Origin of the sequence: Paroceanicella profunda (assembly GCF_005887635.2) — a bacterium.
In the GTDB taxonomy this organism is placed as follows: Bacteria; Pseudomonadota; Alphaproteobacteria; order Rhodobacterales; family Rhodobacteraceae; genus Paroceanicella; species Paroceanicella profunda.
In genome coordinates this window covers 2,568,624-2,586,803 of sequence record NZ_CP040818.1, presented here as the reverse complement: position 1 = coordinate 2,586,803, position 18,180 = coordinate 2,568,624, and the positions used below count along the sequence as shown (strand labels likewise).

Below are 18,180 nucleotides of genomic sequence, written 5' to 3'. Positions count from 1 at the left end.
CAGCCATGACCCGGAGTGTGGCCACCCCCGGTGCCCGGAGCCGATTTTCCCTTCCGTGCCGCAGGCTTTCACGGCCGGAGTGTATTGTACTGCCGCGAGTTCTGAGCCCGAAAGGCGAAACGGATGCTTAAAGACACAACACGCAGCGTGGAACACGCTCTCTGGGGCGTCGTCGGGATCACGATCCTGGCGGCGGTGGTCTTCCTCGCCTCCGTGCCGCTCTCCACCCCGGCGCAGGCCGTTGTCGCGATTTGCGCGGTGCTCGTGGTGGCCCTGCTCAAGCCGGCGGCGAACCTGCCGGTGGTGCGGTTCATCCTGCTGTCCGTGGCGGGGTTCATCGTGCTGCGCTACCTGTTCTGGCGCATCTCCTACACCCTGCCCTTCGACGCCGACATTCCCTCGCAGATCGCCGCCTTCGTGCTGCTGGTCGCGGAAATGCAGGCAATCTGCGTGTTCTTCCTCTCCGCCTTCGTGACCGCGCAGCCCGCGGACCGCCCGCTGCCCCCGGTGATCGACTACGCGGAGGAACTGCCCACGGTCGACGTGCTGGTGCCGAGCTACAACGAACCGGCGGACATGCTCTCCGTCACGCTGGCCGCCGCCTCGATGATGCGCTACCCGCGCGACCGGCTGAAGATCATCCTGTGCGACGACGGCGGCACCGACCAGCGCTGCAACCATGCCGACCCGGACCTCGCCGCCGCCTCGCGCCGCCGCCGCGCCGAGTTGCAGGACATGTGCCGCGAGCTGGGCGTCATCTACGCCACGCGGGAGCGCAACGTGGGCGCGAAGGCCGGCAACATGTCCTCCGCACTGGAGAATCTGGACGGCGAGCTGGTCGTCGTCTTCGATGCCGACCATGTGCCGACGCAGGATTTCCTGGAGCGGACCGTGGGCCATTTCATCGCCGACCCGAAGCTCTTCCTGGTCCAGACCCCGCATTTCTTCATCAACAAGGATCCGATCGAGCGCAACCTCGGCCTGTCGGACCGCTGCCCGCCGGAGAACGAGATGTTCTACGGCATAATCCAGCCGGGAATCGACAACTGGGGCTCCACGCTGTTCTGCGGCTCCGCTGCCATCCTGCGCCGCCAGGCGCTGGACGAGGCCGGGGGCTTCGCCGGCGAAAGCATCACCGAGGACGCCGAGACCGCGCTCGACATCCACGCCCGCGGCTGGCACTCGATGTACGTGAACCACGCGGTGATCGCGGGCCTGCAGCCGGAGACCTTCTCCAGCTTCATCGGCCAGCGCTCCCGCTGGGCCTCGGGCATGATGCAGATCTTCCTGCTCAAGAACCCGATCTTCAAGCGCGGGCTGACCATCTACCAGCGCCTGTGCTATCTCAACATGATCGGCTTCTGGCTGTTCCCGCTGGTGCGCATGGTGTTCCTGTGCGCGCCGCTGGCCTACCTGTTCTTCGGGCTCGAGATCTTCTCGGCCAATGTGGAGCAGTTCTCCGTCTACGTGCTCTCCTACCTCGTGGTCAGCCTGATGGTGCAGAACACGCTGTTCCGGCGCTACCGCTGGCCGCTGATCTCCGAGCTTTACGAGACCGCGCAGACCCCGTACCTCGCGCGCTCCGTGCTCTCGACCTTCTGGCGCCCGCGCTCGCCCTCCTTCAACGTGACGGCCAAGGACGAGACGCTCGACAAGGAATCAATCTCGCCCATCGCCCGGCCGCTGATCCTGCTGTTCCTGCTGATGACCGCGGGGATCGTGGCCGGCGCGGTGCGCTACGCCCTGTTCCCGGGCGACCGCGACGCGGTCACCATCGTGGCCAGCTGGGCGGTGTTCAACTTCATCGTGGTGGGCACCGCGCTCGGCGCCGTCTGCGAGAAGCCGCAGCGCCGGGCCCGGCCGCGCGTCTCCGTGCGCGAGGCGGCCACGCTCTTCACCGACGACGGGCTGGAATACGCCGCCACGCTGCTTGACGTCTCCATGGGCGGCACCCGCATCGAGGTGCCGCTGGGCGGCCCCACGAAGGGTGCCGGCAGCGCCCTGCTCACCGCCCTGCGCCCGGGCCAGAAGGTGACGGTGCGGCCGCTGCTGAAGGACGAGGGCGCGCCGAACGCCCCCATCCTGTGCCATGTCGCCTCCGTCACGCGCAGCCCGCACGCCCTCATCGTCGGGCTGAGCTACGCGGCAACCCAGGCCCGCAGCGCCCGCTTCTCCGTGGCCAGCATCATGTTCCGCGACAGCCTGCTCTGGCAGGCCAAGCGCCTGCAGACCCGCGACGGCCCCGGCCTGCTGATGGGCATCCTCTACTACCTGTGGCTCGCGATCCGGACCATCCCGGCCAGCGTGATCTCCATCGTGCGCGACATCCTCACCCCGAAGCCGGACAATACCGGCGAGATCCGCGCCGTCATCGAGCAGGCGCACCCGTTCCGCTTCGGCGTGGAGCTTCAGCCCAGCTTCGCGGATTCGCCCCGCCCGGTCGGCACGATGATCAACCCCCACGACCTGCCCCCCGAGGCGGATCTCCCGCATGGCGCGAGCCCGACAAAATCAGGAGCCACGCAGTGAAGTCGCCCGTTTTCCGCAACCTCGCCGCGACGCTTGTCTGCCTCTCCCCGCTCGCGGCAGGCGCGCCCGTGGCGGCGCAGGACCTCATCCCCCTGCCCGCGCCGCAGCTCAACACGCCCCGAACCCCCGGGCCGGCTGACCCGGACGGCACCTCCGCACCCGAACTGGTGATCGAGCCGGGCGACATCTCCGACCGCAGCCTCACCGACCAGATGAGCCAGCGGCGCGGGCGCGCCCCCGTGCCGGCCACGCTGGAAGGGCTGGCGCCGCTCACCGCGCGCGGCACCGGCCCCGGCCTGCAACGCCTCTACCGGATGGACGGGGAACTGGCGCACGCCGATTTCTCCATGCTGCTGCCGGAGGTGCCGGCGGAGGCCTCGCTGCGCCTCTCCACCCTCAGCACCGTCGACCTCCTGCCGGAGCGCTCTGGCGCCGCGATCTCGGTGAACGGCACCCCGGTGGGAAGCGTCGTGCTCGACAACTTCTCCAACACCGGCACCGACGTGCTGCCCGTGCCCCCGGGCGTGCTCGTGCCCGGGCGCAACACCGTGAGCGTGGACCTCACGCAGACCCACCGCATCTACTGCGGGCCGGAGGCGAGCTTCTCGCTCTGGACCAGCTTCGACCTCAGCTCCAGCGGCGTGATCTTCACGCCGCAGCCCGGCGAGCCCGGCTTCACCGAGTTCCTCACCGACGCCTCGCTGGACACCCAGGCCGGCCGGCCCCTGGTGATCCAGACCTATGGCACCGAGCCGCAGTCGCTGCGCCCGCTCATGCTCAAGCTGGCGAACATCATCGGCTCCGGCAGCCCCGCCGGCGCCCCGCGCTTCCAGTTCCGCACCGACTGGCCGATGGACCTGCCCGACGGCGGCCGGGCGCGCATCACCCTGCTGCAGGGCGATGAGCCGGGCGTCAGCATCCGCCGCGCCGGCGATGGCGCCACGGTTCTGGTGCTGGCCATCGGCAAGGACGGCGCGATGCCGGACCTCACCGGCCTGCTGCCGCGCAATCTCGCCGGCGGAGAACCGCTGCCCGAGCCGACGATCATCACCCCCGGCGTGAACACCAGTTTCGCCGACCTCGGCTTCGGCGAGATCCTCGCGCGCCAGCATTTCTACACCGTCACCCTGCCGCTGCGCGTGCCCTCCGGCTGGATGCTGGAGACGGACGAGCCGGTGAGCCTGTCGCTGGACTACAGCGCCTCGGCCTTCCTGCCGGCCGAATCGCGCCTGCTGGTGCGGGTGAACGGCGCCCCGGTGCGCTACCTGCCGCTGGACGACCCGCAGGCGCTGGACGATTCGGTGCGCATCCGCTTCCCGGCGCGCTACCTGCACGGCGCCTCGAACGCGCTCACCTTCGAGTTCTTCATTCCCGGAGACCCGAGGAACCGCACCTGCGCCCCGATCACCGAGGCCTTCGCGCACATCGCCTCCACCTCGTCGATCCTGGTGCCGCAGGCGCCGGAATTCCGCGTGTTCCCGGCGCTGGAGAGCTATTTCACCCCCGGCGCCGCGGGCCATGCCCGGCTGACGCTGGAGGAGGGTTCGGGCACCGATCTCGCCGCGGTGATGGCGCTGGTCGCCTCCAGCGCCCACACCGGCCTCGACCTGCTGCACGCGAAAGCCGGCGACACGGCGCCGGACGCGGGCCAGGGCGCGCCGGACGCCACGCTCGCCATCGTCACCCCCGATCAGCTCTCCGGGTTGGACTGGGATGACGGGATCGTGCCGCGCGAGATGGTCGCGCATGCCTTCTCGCGCGACAGGGCGGTGACGGCGCAGCGGGACTTCGGCTCCGTCCTGCCCGCGCTGCTGAGCGAGGAAGGGCTGGACGCGCGCTGGGAGCTGTTCAAGCGCAAGCTCGGCGCGCTGGTCGGGGAACCGGAGATCCCGCTGCAGGAATGGCTGCTCTCCTACCGCCCGCTCGGCGTGCTGGTGGAGATGGGCACGCCGGACGCGCCCAGGATCTACGCCGTGGCGGAGGAAGAGAACCGCGCCGCGGAATTCACCGGCTATCTCTCGGCCACCGGGCTGGAAAACCGTCCTGCCGGCCGCGTCGCGGTGCTCACCCAGGACGGCCGCTGGCACGCCTGGTCCGAGGGGCCGCGAATCTACTTCACGGGGGAACCGACATTCGGCGGGATGCTCGCGGTGGCTGGCAATTATGCGTCACGCTTTCCGGGATACTTCATACTTTTGTCCCTCATACTGGCATCTGTGTCGGCCCTCGTGGCCTATCGCTTTGTCACCACCCGCCGGAGAAGGTAGTGTAATGGACCGACGGCAATTCATCCTTGCAAGTGGTGCGGCCATGGCCTGCATGATTGCGAACGGCGCACGTGCCCAGGCCACGCAGGCCCCGGTGCACCCGGCGCGGATCTACTGGGAGGCCTGGAAGAAGAGGTTCCTGAAGGACGGCCGCGTGGTCGACAATGTCCAGATGGAGGCCAGCCATTCCGAGGGACAGGGCTATGGCATGATTCTGGCCACGGCCTTCGATGACCAGGAAGCCTTCGCCGCGATGCTGGACTGGTCGGACCTCCACCTCTCGGTGCGCGGCGACGGGCTCTACGCCTGGCGCTGGCTGGAGCCGAACGGCGGTTCCGTGCCGGACCTCAACAATGCCTCCGACGGAGACCTGTTCATCGCCTGGGCGCTGGCGCGGGCCTCGCGCCGCTTCGACAACCCCACCTATCTCGAGCGCGCCACGGTGATCGCCCGGGCGCTGCTGGCGAAATGCGTGGTGACCGATGAATCCGACGGCAGCCTGCTCCTGCTGCCGGCCCAGGCCGGGTTCAACACGCCGCAGGGGAATATCCTGAACCCGTCCTACTACATGCTGCGCGCGATGCGCGAAGTGGCCGAGGCCACAGGCGAGGCCAGGTTCACCGCTGTCGCGCGCGACGGCCAGCGCATGCTGGCGCGCCTCGCCGCCGGCGGCCCGGTGCCGGACTGGGTTCTGGTCAGCGAGGGCACTTTCAGCCCCGCGCCCGGCATGTCGTGGAACTCCGGCTACGAGGCGCTGCGCGTGCCGCTCTACCTCGCCTGGTCCGGAGACATCGAGAACCCGGCGGTGAACCGGTTCCGCACCGTGCTGGACCAGGTTCCCTTCGGCAGCGACCAGACCCCGGTGGTGATCGACCGCGAGACCTCCGCGCCCCTGGAGTGGAGCGCGGAGCCCGGCTACCGCGCCTGCAACGGCCTGCTCACCTGCGTGAGCGACGGCCAGGCCGGCTCCGCCATTCCCGCCTTCACGGCAGATCAGTCCTACTATCCGGCCACGCTTCATCTGCTCACACTCGTCGCCCAGTGGGAGATTTCACCGCAATGCGTTCCAGTCTGAAAACCGCCCTCCTCGCGCTGGCGCTGGTTGCCAGCGCCGGCAGCACCCTCCTGGCGCAGAGCGCCGTCCAGGTGCCTGACCGCGAGCTCGAGGCGCTGCGATACTACTATCGCCAGTCCGATACCGACGCGGTCCAGGCCGAGATCCGCCGGCTGCAGGAAAAATATCCCGGCTGGGCGCCGCCCACCGACATGGACAGCCTGTTCACCGGCGGCCCGAACGCCGGCGCCGTGTGGGACCTGCTCGGCTCCGGGCAGGTTCAGCGGGCCCGGGCCCAGCTCGACAGCCTGCACGAGAACTACCCGGACTGGACCCCGCCGGACGATCTGGTCCAGGCGGTCGCCGTCGCCGAGGCCCAGCAGGAGATCACCCGCGCCTACAACGCCGCGAACTACAGCGGTGTGGTGAGCGTCGCGACCGCCACGCCGGCGATCGTGAGCTGCGAACGGGTGAACAACGCCTGGCTGCTGGGGGACGCCTACGGCGAGCTGAAGCGGGTCGGCGAGGCCGTTGCCGTGTGGCGCGGGGTGATCGACACCTGCTCGGATTCCGACCTCGCCATCCCCACGCTGGAAAAGGCCAACGCCTATACCACCGAGGCGCAGCTGCGCGGCCTGTTCGCCGACGCGACGCGCAAGTACCCCGATGACAAGGAAGAGCTGGACGCCCTGCTGGAGCGCCTGATGGCCGGCCGGAAGTTCCCCGCCGGCAGCGACACCGCCAGCACCGCGCGCAGCGCCGCCGCCTCGCCCCGCCAGTCGGCGGCGCAGACCCGGGCCAGCCGCGCGGCGGCCGCCTCGGCCGCGGCCGCATCCGCCATCACCTCGGCGGCCCAGGCCGGCGACTGGAGCACCTGCGTGGCCGAGAGCATGACCCCGGCCACGGCGGAGATACGCGCGCAGCGCGCCTGGTGCCTCTACAACATGGACCGGCCCACCGAGGCGCTGGTCGGGTTCGAGGACGCCCTCACCCAGGGCATTCCCGCGGACCAGGCCCGCGACGTGCGCTTCGGCATCGCGCTGGCCTATCTCAAGATGAACATGGCCGAGGAAGCCTCGCAGGTCGCCTCCACGGCGGATTTCTCCGACGAGCAGCGCCGCCAGATCGAGGCCAGCATCATCGAACAGCGCGCCTTCCGGGCCTACGAGGGCGAGGAATACGCGGTGGCCGTGAGCTATCTCGATGCCTATGAGCGGCTGATGGGCGGAACCCGGCGCGATCTGGAGACGCTGAAGGCCTATGCCCTGCTCAACTCCGGCCGCCGCATCCCGGCGCAGGACATCTTCCGCCGGCTGGACAGCACCCTCTCCACCCCGGAAAGCCGCAACGGGCTGGAAGCCTCGGGCGCCGTCTTCATCCCCTACTGAGACGCAGCGGAGAGCCGACACCGCGGGGGCAGCCGGCACGCCCGGCCGCCCCCGTTTCCTGCCGGCAGGTTGGAATCGCACTGGAATCTGCGCCCCGGCAGTGCCAGTCTGCGACCAATGGCCCGATGGGGCCGCGACATCACTCAACACGGCACGAGGAGCGGGCCATGCAGAACACCGAGGCGGTCTGGGAGCATGTCGATGCGCATCGCGCCGAATTCATCGCGCTGAGCGATCGCGTCTGGGGCATGCCCGAGCTGCTGTACGCCGAGTACCGCTCCTGTGCCGAACACACCGACATGCTGGAGGCCTGCGGCTTCCGGGTCACGCGGGAGGTCGCCGGCCTGCCCACCGCAGTGATGGGCGAAGCCGGTGAGGGCGGCCCGGTCATCGCCATCCTGGGCGAGTATGACGCCCTGCCCGGCCTCTCCCAGGTCGCCGGGCTCGACCGGCCGGAGCCTCTGGAAGCCGACGGCCCCGGCCACGGCTGCGGCCACAACCTGCTCGGCTCCGCCGCCCTGCTCGCCGCCACCGCGCTGAAGGACTGGCTGGCGGAGACCGGCACCCCCGGCCGCGTGCGCTACATCGGCTGCCCGGCCGAGGAGGGCGGTGCCGCCAAGGCCTTCATGGTGCGCGACGGCGTCTTCGACGACGTGGATGCCGCCATCACCTGGCACCCCGCCTCGATGACCCGGGTGGCGGAGGCCGAGAGCCTTGCCAACACCCGGATCGACTTCAGCTTCACGGGCCGCGCCGCCCATGCCGCCGCCAGCCCGCACCTGGGGCGCAGCGCGCTCGACGCGGTGGAGCTGATGTCCGTCGGGGTGAACTACCTGCGCGAGCACGTGCCTGCCGACAGCCGCATCCACTACGCCTATCTTGACGCCGGCGGCACCGCGCCCAACGTGGTGCAGGCCCGCGCCAGGGTGCGCTATGCCATCCGCTCCACCTCGCTGCGCGGCATGATGGCGCTGAACGAGCGGGTGCGCGACATTGCGCGCGGCGCCGCGCTGATGACCGGCACCAGCGTGGAGATGCAGGTGATCTCCGCCGTTTCCAACATGCTCGGCAACCGCCCGCTGGAGGAGGCGATGCAGGCGGCCATGGAAGCGCTCGGGCCGGTGCCCTTCGACGCCGCGGACCGCGACTACGCGCGCCGCATCCAGGCCACGCTGGAGCCGGACGACATCGCGAACGACTATGCCGCGAATGGCGTACCCTCGCAGGATGCCCCCCTGTGCACCTGGGTGGTGCCGCTGGACGCGCGCGGCGTGAAGATGGTCGGCTCCACCGACGTGGCCGATGTCTCCTGGGCCGTGCCTACCGTGCAGGCCCATGCGGCCACCCATGCCATCGGCACCCCCGGCCATTCCTGGCAGATCACCGCGCAGGGAAAGTCGCCGGCGGCGCACAAGGGCATGGTGCATGTGGCGAAGATCATGGCGCACACCGCTGAGATGCTGTTCTCCGACGCCGTTCTGCTGGCCCGCGCGAAGAAGGCGCACCGCGATCATCTCGCCCGCGAGCCCTATGCCTGCCCCATCCCCGAGGACGTGCGCCCGGCTCTTCAGCCGCGCCCGGCCGCCCATGACGCGTGAGGCTCCGATGACCTGGAAGATCTATCACAATCCCGCCTGCGGCACTTCCCGCAACGTGCTCGCGAAACTGCGCGCGGCGGGGCTGGAGCCCGAGGTCATCGCCTATCTCGACACGCCGCCGGACCGTGAGACCCTCCTGCGCCTGATCGCGGAGGCCGGGCTCACCCCCCGCGCCGCGCTGCGCGAGAAGGGCACGGACTGGCGCGAGCGCGGGCTCGACGCCCCGGATGTCACCGACGCCCGGATCATCGATGCGATGCTCGCGCATCCGATCCTGATCAACCGCCCCCTGGTCACCGGGCCGCACGGTACGAAACTGTGCCGGCCCTCGGAAACCGTGGACGCGCTGATTGCCGGCGCGCGCCCCGACTGAGGGCAGCGCCGTCCGCCGCTTTACGGTCTTGCGACCAAGGTACAATTTACCGTGACAACATTTTCTGTTGCGGGCTTTCCTTATGTTTTTATTATGGATTTCTCTTTGACATTATGTCGCGGGTGCCTATTTCTGATGGGTGTCGGGATGGCTCGGATCGGGCTCCGCTCCGCCGGATGGCGGGTACGGAGCTCCCTGGCTGGCACGGCAGGACACCTCTCATCAAACGGAGAACCGAAATGGCCTGGACTGCACCGAAGCTCGAAGAAGTGACCTGCGGCATGGAAATCAACATGTATTTCCCCGCTGAGGAAGACGATCGGGACCTTTTCTGATCGCATGAGACCCGACAGCGTGGAGACGAGATGACCAGACTGCGCGCTGTCGTGTTGGGCGCCGCCGCCGGAGGCGGGCTGCCACAATGGAATTGTGGCTGTGCCAATTGCAACGCAGCGCGGCGGGGCGAAATCCCGCCGCAGACGCAATCCTCACTTGCGGTGACCGCGAACGGGGAGGACTGGCTGGTGCTCAACGCATCGCCCGACATCGGCCGGCAGCTTGCGGCGAGCCCTGCGCTGCACCCCACCGCCCTGCGCGATGTGCCGCTGAAGTCCGTAATGCTCACCAACGGCGACATCGACCATGTCGCCGGCCTGCTGACCTTGCGGGAGAAGCAGCCCTTCACCCTCTACATGACCGGCGGAATCGCGGAGGTGCTGGCGGCGAACCCGATCTTCGGCGCGCTGGACCCTGCCGTCGTCACCCGCGCGCCCGTGGCGCTGGGCGAGAGCATCGAGCCGGTTTCCGGCCTCTCCGCCACGCTTTTCGCCGCGCCCGGGAAGGTGCCGCTCTACCTGGAGGGAGACGGGGCCGGCCTCGTCACCGACATGGAGGGGGAGCAGACCGTGGGTGTGGAACTCTCCGCCGCCGGGGCACGCCTGCTCTACGTGCCCGGCTGCGCCCGGGTCACCCCCACGCTTGCCGCGCGGCTGCAGGGCGCGGACGCGGTGTTCTTCGACGGCACGCTCTGGGAGGATGACGAGATGATCCGCCTCGGGCTGGGCGTGAAGACCGGCGCCCGCATGGGCCACATGTCGATGAACGGCCCCTCGGGCTCCATCGCCGCGCTGGCGGGAATGGATATCGGCCGCCGCATCTTCGTGCACATGAACAATTCCAACCCGGTGCTCGTGCCCGGATCGGCCGAGCGCCGCGCGGCCGAGGCGGCGGGCTGGACCATCGGCCAGGATGGAATGGAGATCACGCTATGACCCCTGCCCGCCCCCCGCAGAGCCGCGAGGATTTCGAGGCCCGCCTGCGCGCCATCGGCGCGGAGCGCTACCATGACAGGCACCCGTTCCACGCCCGCCTGCACGGCGGGGACTGCACGCCCGACGAGGTGCGCGCCTGGGTGATCAACCGCTACTACTACCAGTCGCGCATCCCGATGAAGGACGCCGCCTTCATGAGCCGGGTGGATGACCCCGCCCTGCGCCGCGCCTGGCGCAAGCGCATGGAGGACCACGACGGCTCGGAGGCCGGCGAGGGCGGCATCGCCCGCTGGCTGAAGCTCGCCCGCGCCGTGGGGCTGGACCCCGACTATGTCGCCACCAGCGACGGTGTGCTGGCCGGCACCCGTTTCGCGGTGGACGGCTATGTGCGCTTCGTGCGGGAGATGAGCCTGCTGGAGGCCGTGGCCTCCTCGCTCACCGAGCTCTTCGCGCCCAAGATCCACGCGGACCGGATCGAGGGCCTGCTGAAGCACTACGCCTTCGCAGATGACGCCGCGCTGTCCTATTTCCGCAAGCGGCTCACCGAGGCGCCGGACGACGTGGCCTTCGGCCTCGCCTGGGTGCTGGACCACGCGGACACCGCCGAGCGCCAGGACGCCGCCGCCGCCGCGCTCACCTTCAAGACCGACGTGCTCTGGACCCAGCTCGACGCGCTCTGGGGCGCCTATGTGGAGGGGCGAATCCCGCCCGGCGCCTGGCGCCCGGGCGAGGGCCTGCTGGACCGGGCGGCGGCATGAGCGACCCCGCCGCCAGCACCGTGCTGCCCGACCACGCCTGCCCGCGCCTGCTGCGCGGCGTGCGGGTGAAGCATGATTCCGTGCGCGGCATGGACGTTCTGCTCGCGCCCGAGCGGGCGCTGAAGCTCGATGCCGTGGGTGCCGCGATCCTGGCGGAGCTGGACGGCACCAGCAGTTTCGCGGAGATCGTCACCCGGCTGGCGGCGCGCTACAACGCCCCGGCCGAGCAGATCGCCGGCGACGCGCGCAGCTTCCTCGTCTCGCTCATCGAGCGCCGCATGGCGGAGGCCGCATGACCGAGCAGACCCGCCCCGACACCGCCCGCGCCGTGGCCGTGCACCCGCCGATGGCCATGCTCGCCGAGCTCACGCATCGCTGCGCGCTCTCCTGCCCCTATTGTTCCAACCCGCTGGAGATGACCCGGCGTGACACCGAACTGTCGGCTGCCGCCTGGGCGGATGTCTTCGCCCAGGCGGCGGAGATCGGCGTGCTGCAGGTCCATCTTTCCGGCGGCGAGCCCGCCTCACGCCGCGACCTGGAGGAGATCGTCGCCTCCGCCCATGCGGTGGACCTCTACACCAACCTCATCACCTCCGGCATCGGCCTCACCGAAAAGCGGCTCGACGCGCTGGAGGCCGCGGGGCTGGAGCATGTGCAGCTCTCCCTCCAGGGTGTGGACGCGGCGATGGCCGATCACATCGGCGGCTACCGCGGCGGGTTCGAGCGCAAGATGGCGGTGGCGGGCTGGATCGGCGCGCGCGGCATCCCCCTCACCCTCAACGCGGTGATGCACAAGCTGAACCTGGACCGGCTGCCGGAGACCATCGAGCTTGCCCTCGCCATGGGCGCGCGGCGGCTGGAAGTGGCCACGGTGCAGTTCCACGGCTGGGCGGCGCGCAACCGCGCGGCGCTGATGCCCACCCGCGCCCAGGCCCGCGAGGCGAGCCGCATCGTGCGCGAGGCCCGCGCCCGGCTGCGCGGCACGCTGGTGATCGACTATGTCACCGCCGACCACCACGCCGACTACCCCAAGCCCTGCATGGGCGGTTGGGCCTCCACCGGGCTGAACGTGCTGCCCGACGGCCGGGTAATGCCCTGCCACGCCGCCCACACCATCCCCGGGCTGGCGTTCGAGCGTGCCCCCGCGCGGCACCTCGGCGAGATATGGCGCGACGGCCCGGCCTTCAACGCCTTCCGCGGCTTCGACTGGATGCAGGAGCCCTGCCGCTCCTGCGACCGCAAGGGCATCGACTTCGGCGGCTGCCGCTGCCAGGCGATGGCCATCGCCGGAGACCCCGCGGCGACCGACCCGGTCTGCGTGAAATCCCCCCTGCACGCCCGCCTCGTGGCCGAAGCGGAAGCCGACGCCGCCCAAACCGGCGCCTCCCTCGTGTATCGCACCAACCCCGCCTGACGCCTGCCGGTGGGACACCTGCCGGTGGGACACCTGCCGGTGGGACACCTGCCGGTGGGACACCTGCCGGTGGGACACCTGCCGGTGGGACACCTGCCGGTGGGACGCCTGCCGGTGGGACGCCTGCCTCGCCGAGGGGACCTCCGGTCCCCGCAGCTCGGCAGGCGTGGCAAAGGACCGGTGGTCCTTCGCCCTGCGCGTCACCGTCGCCACAGGATGCCGGGACCGAGGCGAGATGTCCGGGGTAGCGCGGGCCCGGAGGGTGCGGAAACGACCTGACCCCGAAGAACGATCTTCACGCCCTGAGCATGCAGCCCCGGGGCATGCGCTTTTGCGCGCTCGCAGCAGGAGAACCCGATCAACGGCAGAGCCCCCGCTCACCGCCCGCGCCGGCGGAGGCCCGGAGAGGCCTTCGCCACGCCCGCCAAGCTGCGGAGGGCCGGAAGGCCCTCCTCGGCGCGGCGGGCGTTTCGCGGTCAGCCGCCGGTCGCGCCCTCGGGCAGCACGAAGGGGCGCGGCTCCGGGGTCAGGGTCGCGGGGCGGATGTCGATCAGGCAGCTGTGGGCCGCGCAGCCCTGGCTGAGGCCGGAGGCCGGGCGGTCGGCGGTGAGCGCATTCGGGTTGCCGTGCCGCTCGGTGCCGCTGTCCGGATCCGGGTCGTACCAGCCGCCGGTGGAGAGGCGGGCGACGCCCCGCATCACCGTCTCCGTCACCCGCAGGCCCGCAAGGCAGCGGCCGCGGTCGTTGAACAGTTCCACCGTGTCGCCGTCCGATAGGCCGCGCGCGGCGGCGTCCTCGGGGTGCATCAGCACCGGCTCGCGGCCGCCGATCTTGTTCGCCCGGCTCCAGGGGCTCGGGTCAAGCTGCGAGTGCAGCCGGCGTTCGGGCTGGTCGGAGACGAGGTGCAGCGGGAAGCGCGCCGCCGCCGCCGCGCCCAGCCATTCCTCCGGCGGGAACCAGCTCGGGTGGCCCTTGCAATCGGCCAGCCCGAAGGAGGCCACCCGCTCGGAATAGATCTCGATGCGCCCGGAGGGCGTGGGCAGCGGGTGGGCGGCCGGGTTCTCGCGGAAGTCCTTCAGCATCACCCGGGCACGGGCCTTCGGCCCCAGGTCCACCAGCCCCTGCTCCCGGAAGGTCTCGTAATCCGGCACCTCGATGCCGTGCTCGGCCCAGGACTGCCGGGTCCGGTCATGGAAATGGCGCAGCCAGTCCTCCGCCTCGCGGCCCTCGGTGAAGGCCTCCTCCAGGCCCAGTTCCCGGGCAATGCCACGGAAGATCTCGTAATCGTCGCGCGCCTCGCCCACCGGGGGCACGATGGCCTTCATGTAGGCGTAGTGCCCTTCCAGCGTGCCGAAGCCGAGGTCGTCGCGCTCCATCGCCGTGGTGGCCGGCAGCACGATGTCGGCGCGCCGGGCCGCCGCCGTCCAGAACTGCTCGTTGACGACGATCGTCTCCGGCTTCTCGAAGGCGCGCTGCAGGCGGGTGAGGTCCTGATGGTGGTGAAACGGGTTGCCGCCCGCCCACCACACGAGGCGGATGTCCGGGTAGGTGTAGGTGCCGCCGTTGTAGGTGAAGCTGCCGCCGGGGTTCAGCAGCATGTCGGCGATGCGCGCCACGGGGATGAACTCCGCCACCGCGTTCTGCCCCTGCGGCAGCGAGGGCACGCGCAGGTCCAGCTCGTTGCTGCCCACCATGTTCTCGGCGCCGTAGCCCACCGCGAAGCCGCCGCCGGGCAGGCCGATCTGCCCCAGCATGGCGGCAAGCGTGATGGTCATCCAGAACGGCTGCTCGCCCCGGTCGGAGCGCTGCAGCGCCCAGGCCACGTTGATCATCGTGCGGCTGGAGGCCATCCTGCGCGCCAGCGCGCGGATCTCGTCGGCCGGCACGCCGCAGAGTTCCGCCGCCCAGTCCGCCGTCTTCGGCGTGCCGTCGCTCTCACCGGTGAGATAGGCCTCGAACCGCTCCCAGCCCGTGCAATGGCTGGCGAGGAAACCGGTGTCGTGCAGCCCCTCGGACTGCAGCACATGCGCGAGGCCCAGCATCATCGCGGTGTCCGAGCCGGGGCGGATCTGCACCCAGCGCACCGGCCCGTCGGTGATCAGGTTGTCGGAGACCGGCGAGATGTTCACCACCTCCGCCCCCGCCTCTCCCAGCGCGCGCAGCCCGGCGCGGGTCTTGTGGCGCGCCACGCCGCCGGCGGAGATCTGCGAGTTCTTTGCCGGAACGCCGCCGAAGGCCACGAAGAGCGTGCAATTTTCGGCCAGCACGTCCCAGCTCGTGTGGTAGGTCATCAGGCTGTGCATGTCGTCCACGACATGCGGCAGGATCACGTGGGCCGCGGCCAGCGAGTAGCTGTCGCGGCTGCGCACATAGCCGCCGGCGATGTTGAGGAAGCGGTGCACCTGGCTCTGCGCATGGTGGAAGCGCCCGGCCGAGGACCAGCCGTAGGAACCGCCGAAGATCGCCTTGTTGCCGTGGCTCTCGCGGATGCGCGCCACCTCGGCGGCGGCGAGGCGGCTCGCCTCCTCCCAGCTCACCTCCACGAAGGGCTCGCGGCCGCGCAGCTCCGGCGCATGGCCCGGGCCGCCCTCCAGCCAGCTGCGGCGCACGGCCGGGCGGCGGATGCGCGCCGCCTTCAGCTCGGGCGCGAGCTGGTGCAGGCCGATCTCGGACGGGTCGGGGTCTCCGCGGAAGGGCACGATACGCGGGGCGTCCTCGGTGCCCTCCACTTCGTAGAGGCCCCAGTGCGACGAGGTGTAGCGCGTCATGTCAGTCTCCTCCGGCGTCCGGCGGCGCGCCGGCATCATCGGGGAGAGACTAGCCGTGCGGCGACGGGACGCAAGCCCCAACCCCGGTCGGGGCCGCCGCGGCGGAGGCCCTGAGGGGCCTTCGCCATGCCCGCGAAGCTGCGGGGGCCGCGAGGCCCCCTCGGCGCCGCGGGCATTCCCCCGGTGCGATTCAGGCGCCGAGACCGGCGTAGAGCGTGGGCGTCTGCAGCGCCGAGAAGCCGTAGTGGCGCAGCCAGCGCAGGTCGGAGTCGAAGAAGGCCCGCAGGTCGGGGATGCCGTATTTCAGCATCGCGATGCGGTCGATCCCCATGCCGAAGGCGAAGCCCTGCCACTGGTCGGGGTCGATGCCGCCGGAGCGCAGCACATGCGGGTGCACCATGCCCGAGCCCAGCACCTCCAGCCAGTCGTCCCCCTCGCCCACGCGCAGCTGCCCACCGGCCCAGGAGCAGCGGATGTCCACTTCCGCCGAGGGTTCGGTGAAGGGGAAGTGCGAGGCGCGGAAGCGCGTCTCCACCCCGTCCACCTCGAAGAAGGCGGCGAAGAACTCCTCCAGCACCCACTTCAGGTTGGCCATGGAGATGTCGCGGTCGATGGCGAGCCCCTCGACCTGGTTGAACATCGGCGTATGCGTCTGGTCGTAGTCGGAGCGGTAGACCCGGCCGGGCGCGATGATGCGGATCGGCGCGCCGTTCTGCTGCATGGAGCGGATCTGCACCGGCGAGGTATGGGTGCGCAGCACGTGCGGCGGGCGGTTGTCGCCCTCGGCGCGGTGCATGTAGAACGTGTCCATCTCGGTCCGGGCCGGGTGCTCGGGGCGGATGTTGAGCGCGTCGAAATTGTACCAGTCGGTCTCGATCTGCGGCCCCTCGGCCACACCGAAGCCCAGGTCGCCGAAGATGGCCGCCACTTCCTCCGTCACCTGGGAGATCGGGTGGATGGTGCCGGCCTGCGCGGGGCGCGGCGGCAGGGTGACGTCGAGCCATTCGGCGCGCAGGCGCTCGGCCAGGGCCGCGTCCTGCAGCCCGGCCCTGGCACCGGCGATGGCCGAGGCGATCTCGTCCTTCAGGGCGTTGAGTGCGGGGCCGGCGCTCTGCCGTTCCTCCGGGCTCATGCGGCCCAACTCGCGCATCTTCAGGCTGACCTCGCCCTTCTTGCCGAGCGCCTCGAGGCGCACGGCCTCCAGGGTCGCTTCGTCCGCCGCTTCGGCGATGGCGCCGAGATACCGGCTGCGCAGGGTGTCGAGCCCGTCCATGCCCGCCTCTCCTCAGTGAATTCCGTCCGGCTCCCGCCTATCACAGGCGGGGCGGAATTCAAGACCGGGCAGGCGCGCGGGCCCGAAAACACGGGCGCCGGGCACCGCTGATCGCGCGGTGGGCATGCGGCCGGTAGAGTGCGGCCGGCCCCTCGGCGGTGCGAAAGCTCCGATCGCCGTCGCGCACGCGATGCCCGGCGGGGGTGTTCTCCTCCGCCCGCCCCGGGCGCCGGCGCCTCCCCGCCGCGACGGCTACGCCCACGCCCCCGGGCCGGCACGACCCGGCCACCTCACCCCGACGTGACGGACCGTGACCATCACCGGGGCACACCCGCCGCGCAATCGCTGTCATACTGCCCCTTCGCCGCGTTCACTCCGGAGAACCCCTTGCCGAACCGTCGCCTCTTCCTCGCCTCGACCGCCGCCGCGCTCTGCGCCCCCGCCTTGCCGCGCGCCGCCCGGGCGGGCGGCGCCGACGTCGTCTCGGATGCCCGTGCGCTGCCCCAGCTCCATGCCATCCTCGTCCGCCGCGGGGCGGAGCCGCTGGTTGCCGAGGCGCCCCGTGGCCCGGGCCTGCACCGCACCGCCAACATCAAGTCCTGCTCGAAGAGCCTCGTCGCCCTGCTGCTCGGTGCCGCCATCGCCCGTGGCGAGCTCTCCGGGCTCGACGCCACCCTCGCCGAGGTCGCCCCCGCGCTCATCCCCCCCGATGCCACGGAGGGCGTGGCCGAGACCACGATGGGCGATCTCGTCACCCTGCGCGCCGGGCTCGAGAGCACCTCCGGGCCGAACTACGGCACCTGGGTCGCGAGCCGCAACTGGGTGGCCCATGCCCTGACCCGGCCGCGCGTTGCGCCCAATGGCGGGCGGATGATCTATTCCACCGGCAGCACGCATGTGCTCGGCGCCGCCCTCGCCACCGTTTCCGGCCAGAGCCTGCTCGCCCTCGCCCGCGCGCGGCTCGGCGCGCCGCTGGGCATCGACATCCCCTCCTGGACCCGCGATCCGCAGGGCTTCTACTTCGGCGGCAACGACATGGGCCTTACCCCGGAGGCCATGCTGCGCGTGGCGCTGATGATGCGCGACGGCGGCGCGCGCGACGGCACGCAGGTGCTCCCGCGCGACTGGATCTCCGCCTCGCGCAGCCCGCGCACCCGGTCGCCCTGGTCGGGGATGGCCTACGGGCTGGGCTGGTTCCTCACCGACAGCGGCTGGACGCTGGCGCGCGGCTACGGCGGGCAGATCATCGCGGCGCATCCGGAAGCGGGCCTCGCGGCCGCCATCACCTCCGACCCGACACTGCCGGCCCGGTCAGGTGGCTACTTCGGGGATCTCATGGCCCTGCTCGACGGCCCGGTTCTCGCGCTCGGCCGCGCCTGACGCCCCGACCGCGCAGGGCGGGCCCCGGCGGCGTCACGCAGGCAGGCCGGGCGCAAGGCGGGCGACCGCGCGGACGGTCCCTTCCCGCTCCGGGCACCATCGCGGCG

At 70.9% G+C, this 18,180-nt stretch carries 14 protein-coding genes; 12 read left to right on the top strand and 2 right to left on the bottom strand.

Annotated elements, in window-relative coordinates; all coding sequences use genetic code 11:
• Nucleotides 1–123 precede the first annotated feature (123 nt).
• From bcsA to pqqE, 11 genes are all read left to right on the top strand, one after another.
• Complete coding sequence (bcsA, locus tag FDP22_RS11555; RefSeq protein WP_138573101.1) at nucleotides 124–2,529, top strand: UDP-forming cellulose synthase catalytic subunit; 2,406 nt, start codon at nucleotides 124–126, stop codon at nucleotides 2,527–2,529.
• On the top strand, nucleotides 2,526–4,796 hold the full coding sequence (locus FDP22_RS11550) for a cellulose biosynthesis cyclic di-GMP-binding regulatory protein BcsB (protein ID WP_138573099.1): 2,271 nt from the start codon (nucleotides 2,526–2,528) through the stop codon (nucleotides 4,794–4,796). Before bcsA ends, FDP22_RS11550 begins: the two co-directional genes overlap by 4 nt.
• Before the next feature lie 4 nt (nucleotides 4,797–4,800).
• On the top strand, nucleotides 4,801–5,871 hold the full coding sequence (locus FDP22_RS11545; protein WP_170317668.1) for a family 8 glycosyl hydrolase: 1,071 nt from the start codon (nucleotides 4,801–4,803) through the stop codon (nucleotides 5,869–5,871).
• Complete coding sequence (locus FDP22_RS11540; protein WP_138573095.1) at nucleotides 5,856–7,238, top strand: hypothetical protein; 1,383 nt, start codon at nucleotides 5,856–5,858, stop codon at nucleotides 7,236–7,238. Before FDP22_RS11545 ends, FDP22_RS11540 begins: the two co-directional genes overlap by 16 nt.
• A gap of 167 nt (nucleotides 7,239–7,405) precedes the next feature.
• The gene (locus FDP22_RS11535; RefSeq protein WP_138573093.1) at nucleotides 7,406–8,836 is read left to right on the top strand and encodes a M20 family metallopeptidase; all 1,431 of its coding nucleotides are present in this window, start codon (nucleotides 7,406–7,408) and stop codon (nucleotides 8,834–8,836) included.
• Nucleotides 8,837–8,843: 7 nt separating this feature from the next.
• Nucleotides 8,844–9,209, top strand: a complete 366-nt coding sequence (arsC, locus tag FDP22_RS11530) for an arsenate reductase (glutaredoxin) (RefSeq protein WP_138573091.1) — start codon at nucleotides 8,844–8,846, stop codon at nucleotides 9,207–9,209.
• Between the two features lie 239 nt (nucleotides 9,210–9,448).
• A complete protein-coding gene (gene pqqA / locus FDP22_RS11525) occupies nucleotides 9,449–9,544 on the top strand; it encodes a pyrroloquinoline quinone precursor peptide PqqA (RefSeq protein WP_138573089.1) in 96 nt (31 codons plus the stop codon).
• 30 nt (nucleotides 9,545–9,574) lie between these two features.
• A complete protein-coding gene (pqqB, locus tag FDP22_RS11520; protein ID WP_138573087.1) occupies nucleotides 9,575–10,480 on the top strand; it encodes a pyrroloquinoline quinone biosynthesis protein PqqB in 906 nt (301 codons plus the stop codon).
• Nucleotides 10,477–11,238 (top strand): pyrroloquinoline-quinone synthase PqqC, encoded by a 762-nt coding sequence (pqqC, locus tag FDP22_RS11515; RefSeq protein WP_138573085.1) that lies wholly within the window; start codon nucleotides 10,477–10,479, stop codon nucleotides 11,236–11,238. The genes pqqB and pqqC overlap by 4 nt, the downstream gene beginning before the upstream one ends.
• Nucleotides 11,235–11,534 (top strand): pyrroloquinoline quinone biosynthesis peptide chaperone PqqD, encoded by a 300-nt coding sequence (pqqD, locus tag FDP22_RS11510; protein WP_138573083.1) that lies wholly within the window; start codon nucleotides 11,235–11,237, stop codon nucleotides 11,532–11,534. Before pqqC ends, pqqD begins: the two co-directional genes overlap by 4 nt.
• Nucleotides 11,531–12,652, top strand: a complete 1,122-nt coding sequence (pqqE, locus tag FDP22_RS11505; protein WP_138573081.1) for a pyrroloquinoline quinone biosynthesis protein PqqE — start codon at nucleotides 11,531–11,533, stop codon at nucleotides 12,650–12,652. The genes pqqD and pqqE overlap by 4 nt, the downstream gene beginning before the upstream one ends.
• 476 nt (nucleotides 12,653–13,128) lie before the next feature.
• Here the strand turns inward: pqqE and FDP22_RS11500 are convergent, their stop codons facing one another.
• The gene (locus FDP22_RS11500) at nucleotides 13,129–15,420 is read right to left on the bottom strand and encodes a molybdopterin guanine dinucleotide-containing S/N-oxide reductase (protein WP_138573079.1); all 2,292 of its coding nucleotides are present in this window, start codon (nucleotides 15,418–15,420) and stop codon (nucleotides 13,129–13,131) included.
• A gap of 190 nt (nucleotides 15,421–15,610) precedes the next feature.
• Entirely contained in the window at nucleotides 15,611–16,693 is a 1,083-nt protein-coding gene (gene pheS, locus FDP22_RS11495; RefSeq protein WP_138573077.1) for a phenylalanine--tRNA ligase subunit alpha, read from the bottom strand.
• Between the two features lie 387 nt (nucleotides 16,694–17,080).
• Between pheS and FDP22_RS11490 the strand changes: the two genes are divergently transcribed.
• Nucleotides 17,081–18,073: a serine hydrolase domain-containing protein gene (locus FDP22_RS11490; protein ID WP_138573075.1), complete on the top strand. Its 993-nt coding sequence runs from the start codon at nucleotides 17,081–17,083 to the stop codon at nucleotides 18,071–18,073.
• The last annotated feature ends 107 nt before the right edge of the window (nucleotides 18,074–18,180 follow it).

Coding starts and splice junctions, on each gene's coding strand:
- bcsA (WP_138573101.1), top strand. CDS start 124: ATGCTTAAAGACACAACACGCAGCGTGGAACACGCTCTCTGGGGCGTC.
- FDP22_RS11545 (WP_170317668.1), top strand. CDS start 4,801: ATGGACCGACGGCAATTCATCCTTGCAAGTGGTGCGGCCATGGCCTGC.
- FDP22_RS11540 (WP_138573095.1), top strand. CDS start 5,856: ATGCGTTCCAGTCTGAAAACCGCCCTCCTCGCGCTGGCGCTGGTTGCC.
- FDP22_RS11535 (WP_138573093.1), top strand. CDS start 7,406: ATGCAGAACACCGAGGCGGTCTGGGAGCATGTCGATGCGCATCGCGCC.
- arsC (WP_138573091.1), top strand. CDS start 8,844: ATGACCTGGAAGATCTATCACAATCCCGCCTGCGGCACTTCCCGCAAC.
- pqqA (WP_138573089.1), top strand. CDS start 9,449: ATGGCCTGGACTGCACCGAAGCTCGAAGAAGTGACCTGCGGCATGGAA.
- pqqB (WP_138573087.1), top strand. CDS start 9,575: ATGACCAGACTGCGCGCTGTCGTGTTGGGCGCCGCCGCCGGAGGCGGG.
- pqqC (WP_138573085.1), top strand. CDS start 10,477: ATGACCCCTGCCCGCCCCCCGCAGAGCCGCGAGGATTTCGAGGCCCGC.
- pqqD (WP_138573083.1), top strand. CDS start 11,235: ATGAGCGACCCCGCCGCCAGCACCGTGCTGCCCGACCACGCCTGCCCG.
- pqqE (WP_138573081.1), top strand. CDS start 11,531: ATGACCGAGCAGACCCGCCCCGACACCGCCCGCGCCGTGGCCGTGCAC.
- FDP22_RS11500 (WP_138573079.1), bottom strand. CDS start 15,420: ATGACGCGCTACACCTCGTCGCACTGGGGCCTCTACGAAGTGGAGGGC.
- pheS (WP_138573077.1), bottom strand. CDS start 16,693: ATGGACGGGCTCGACACCCTGCGCAGCCGGTATCTCGGCGCCATCGCC.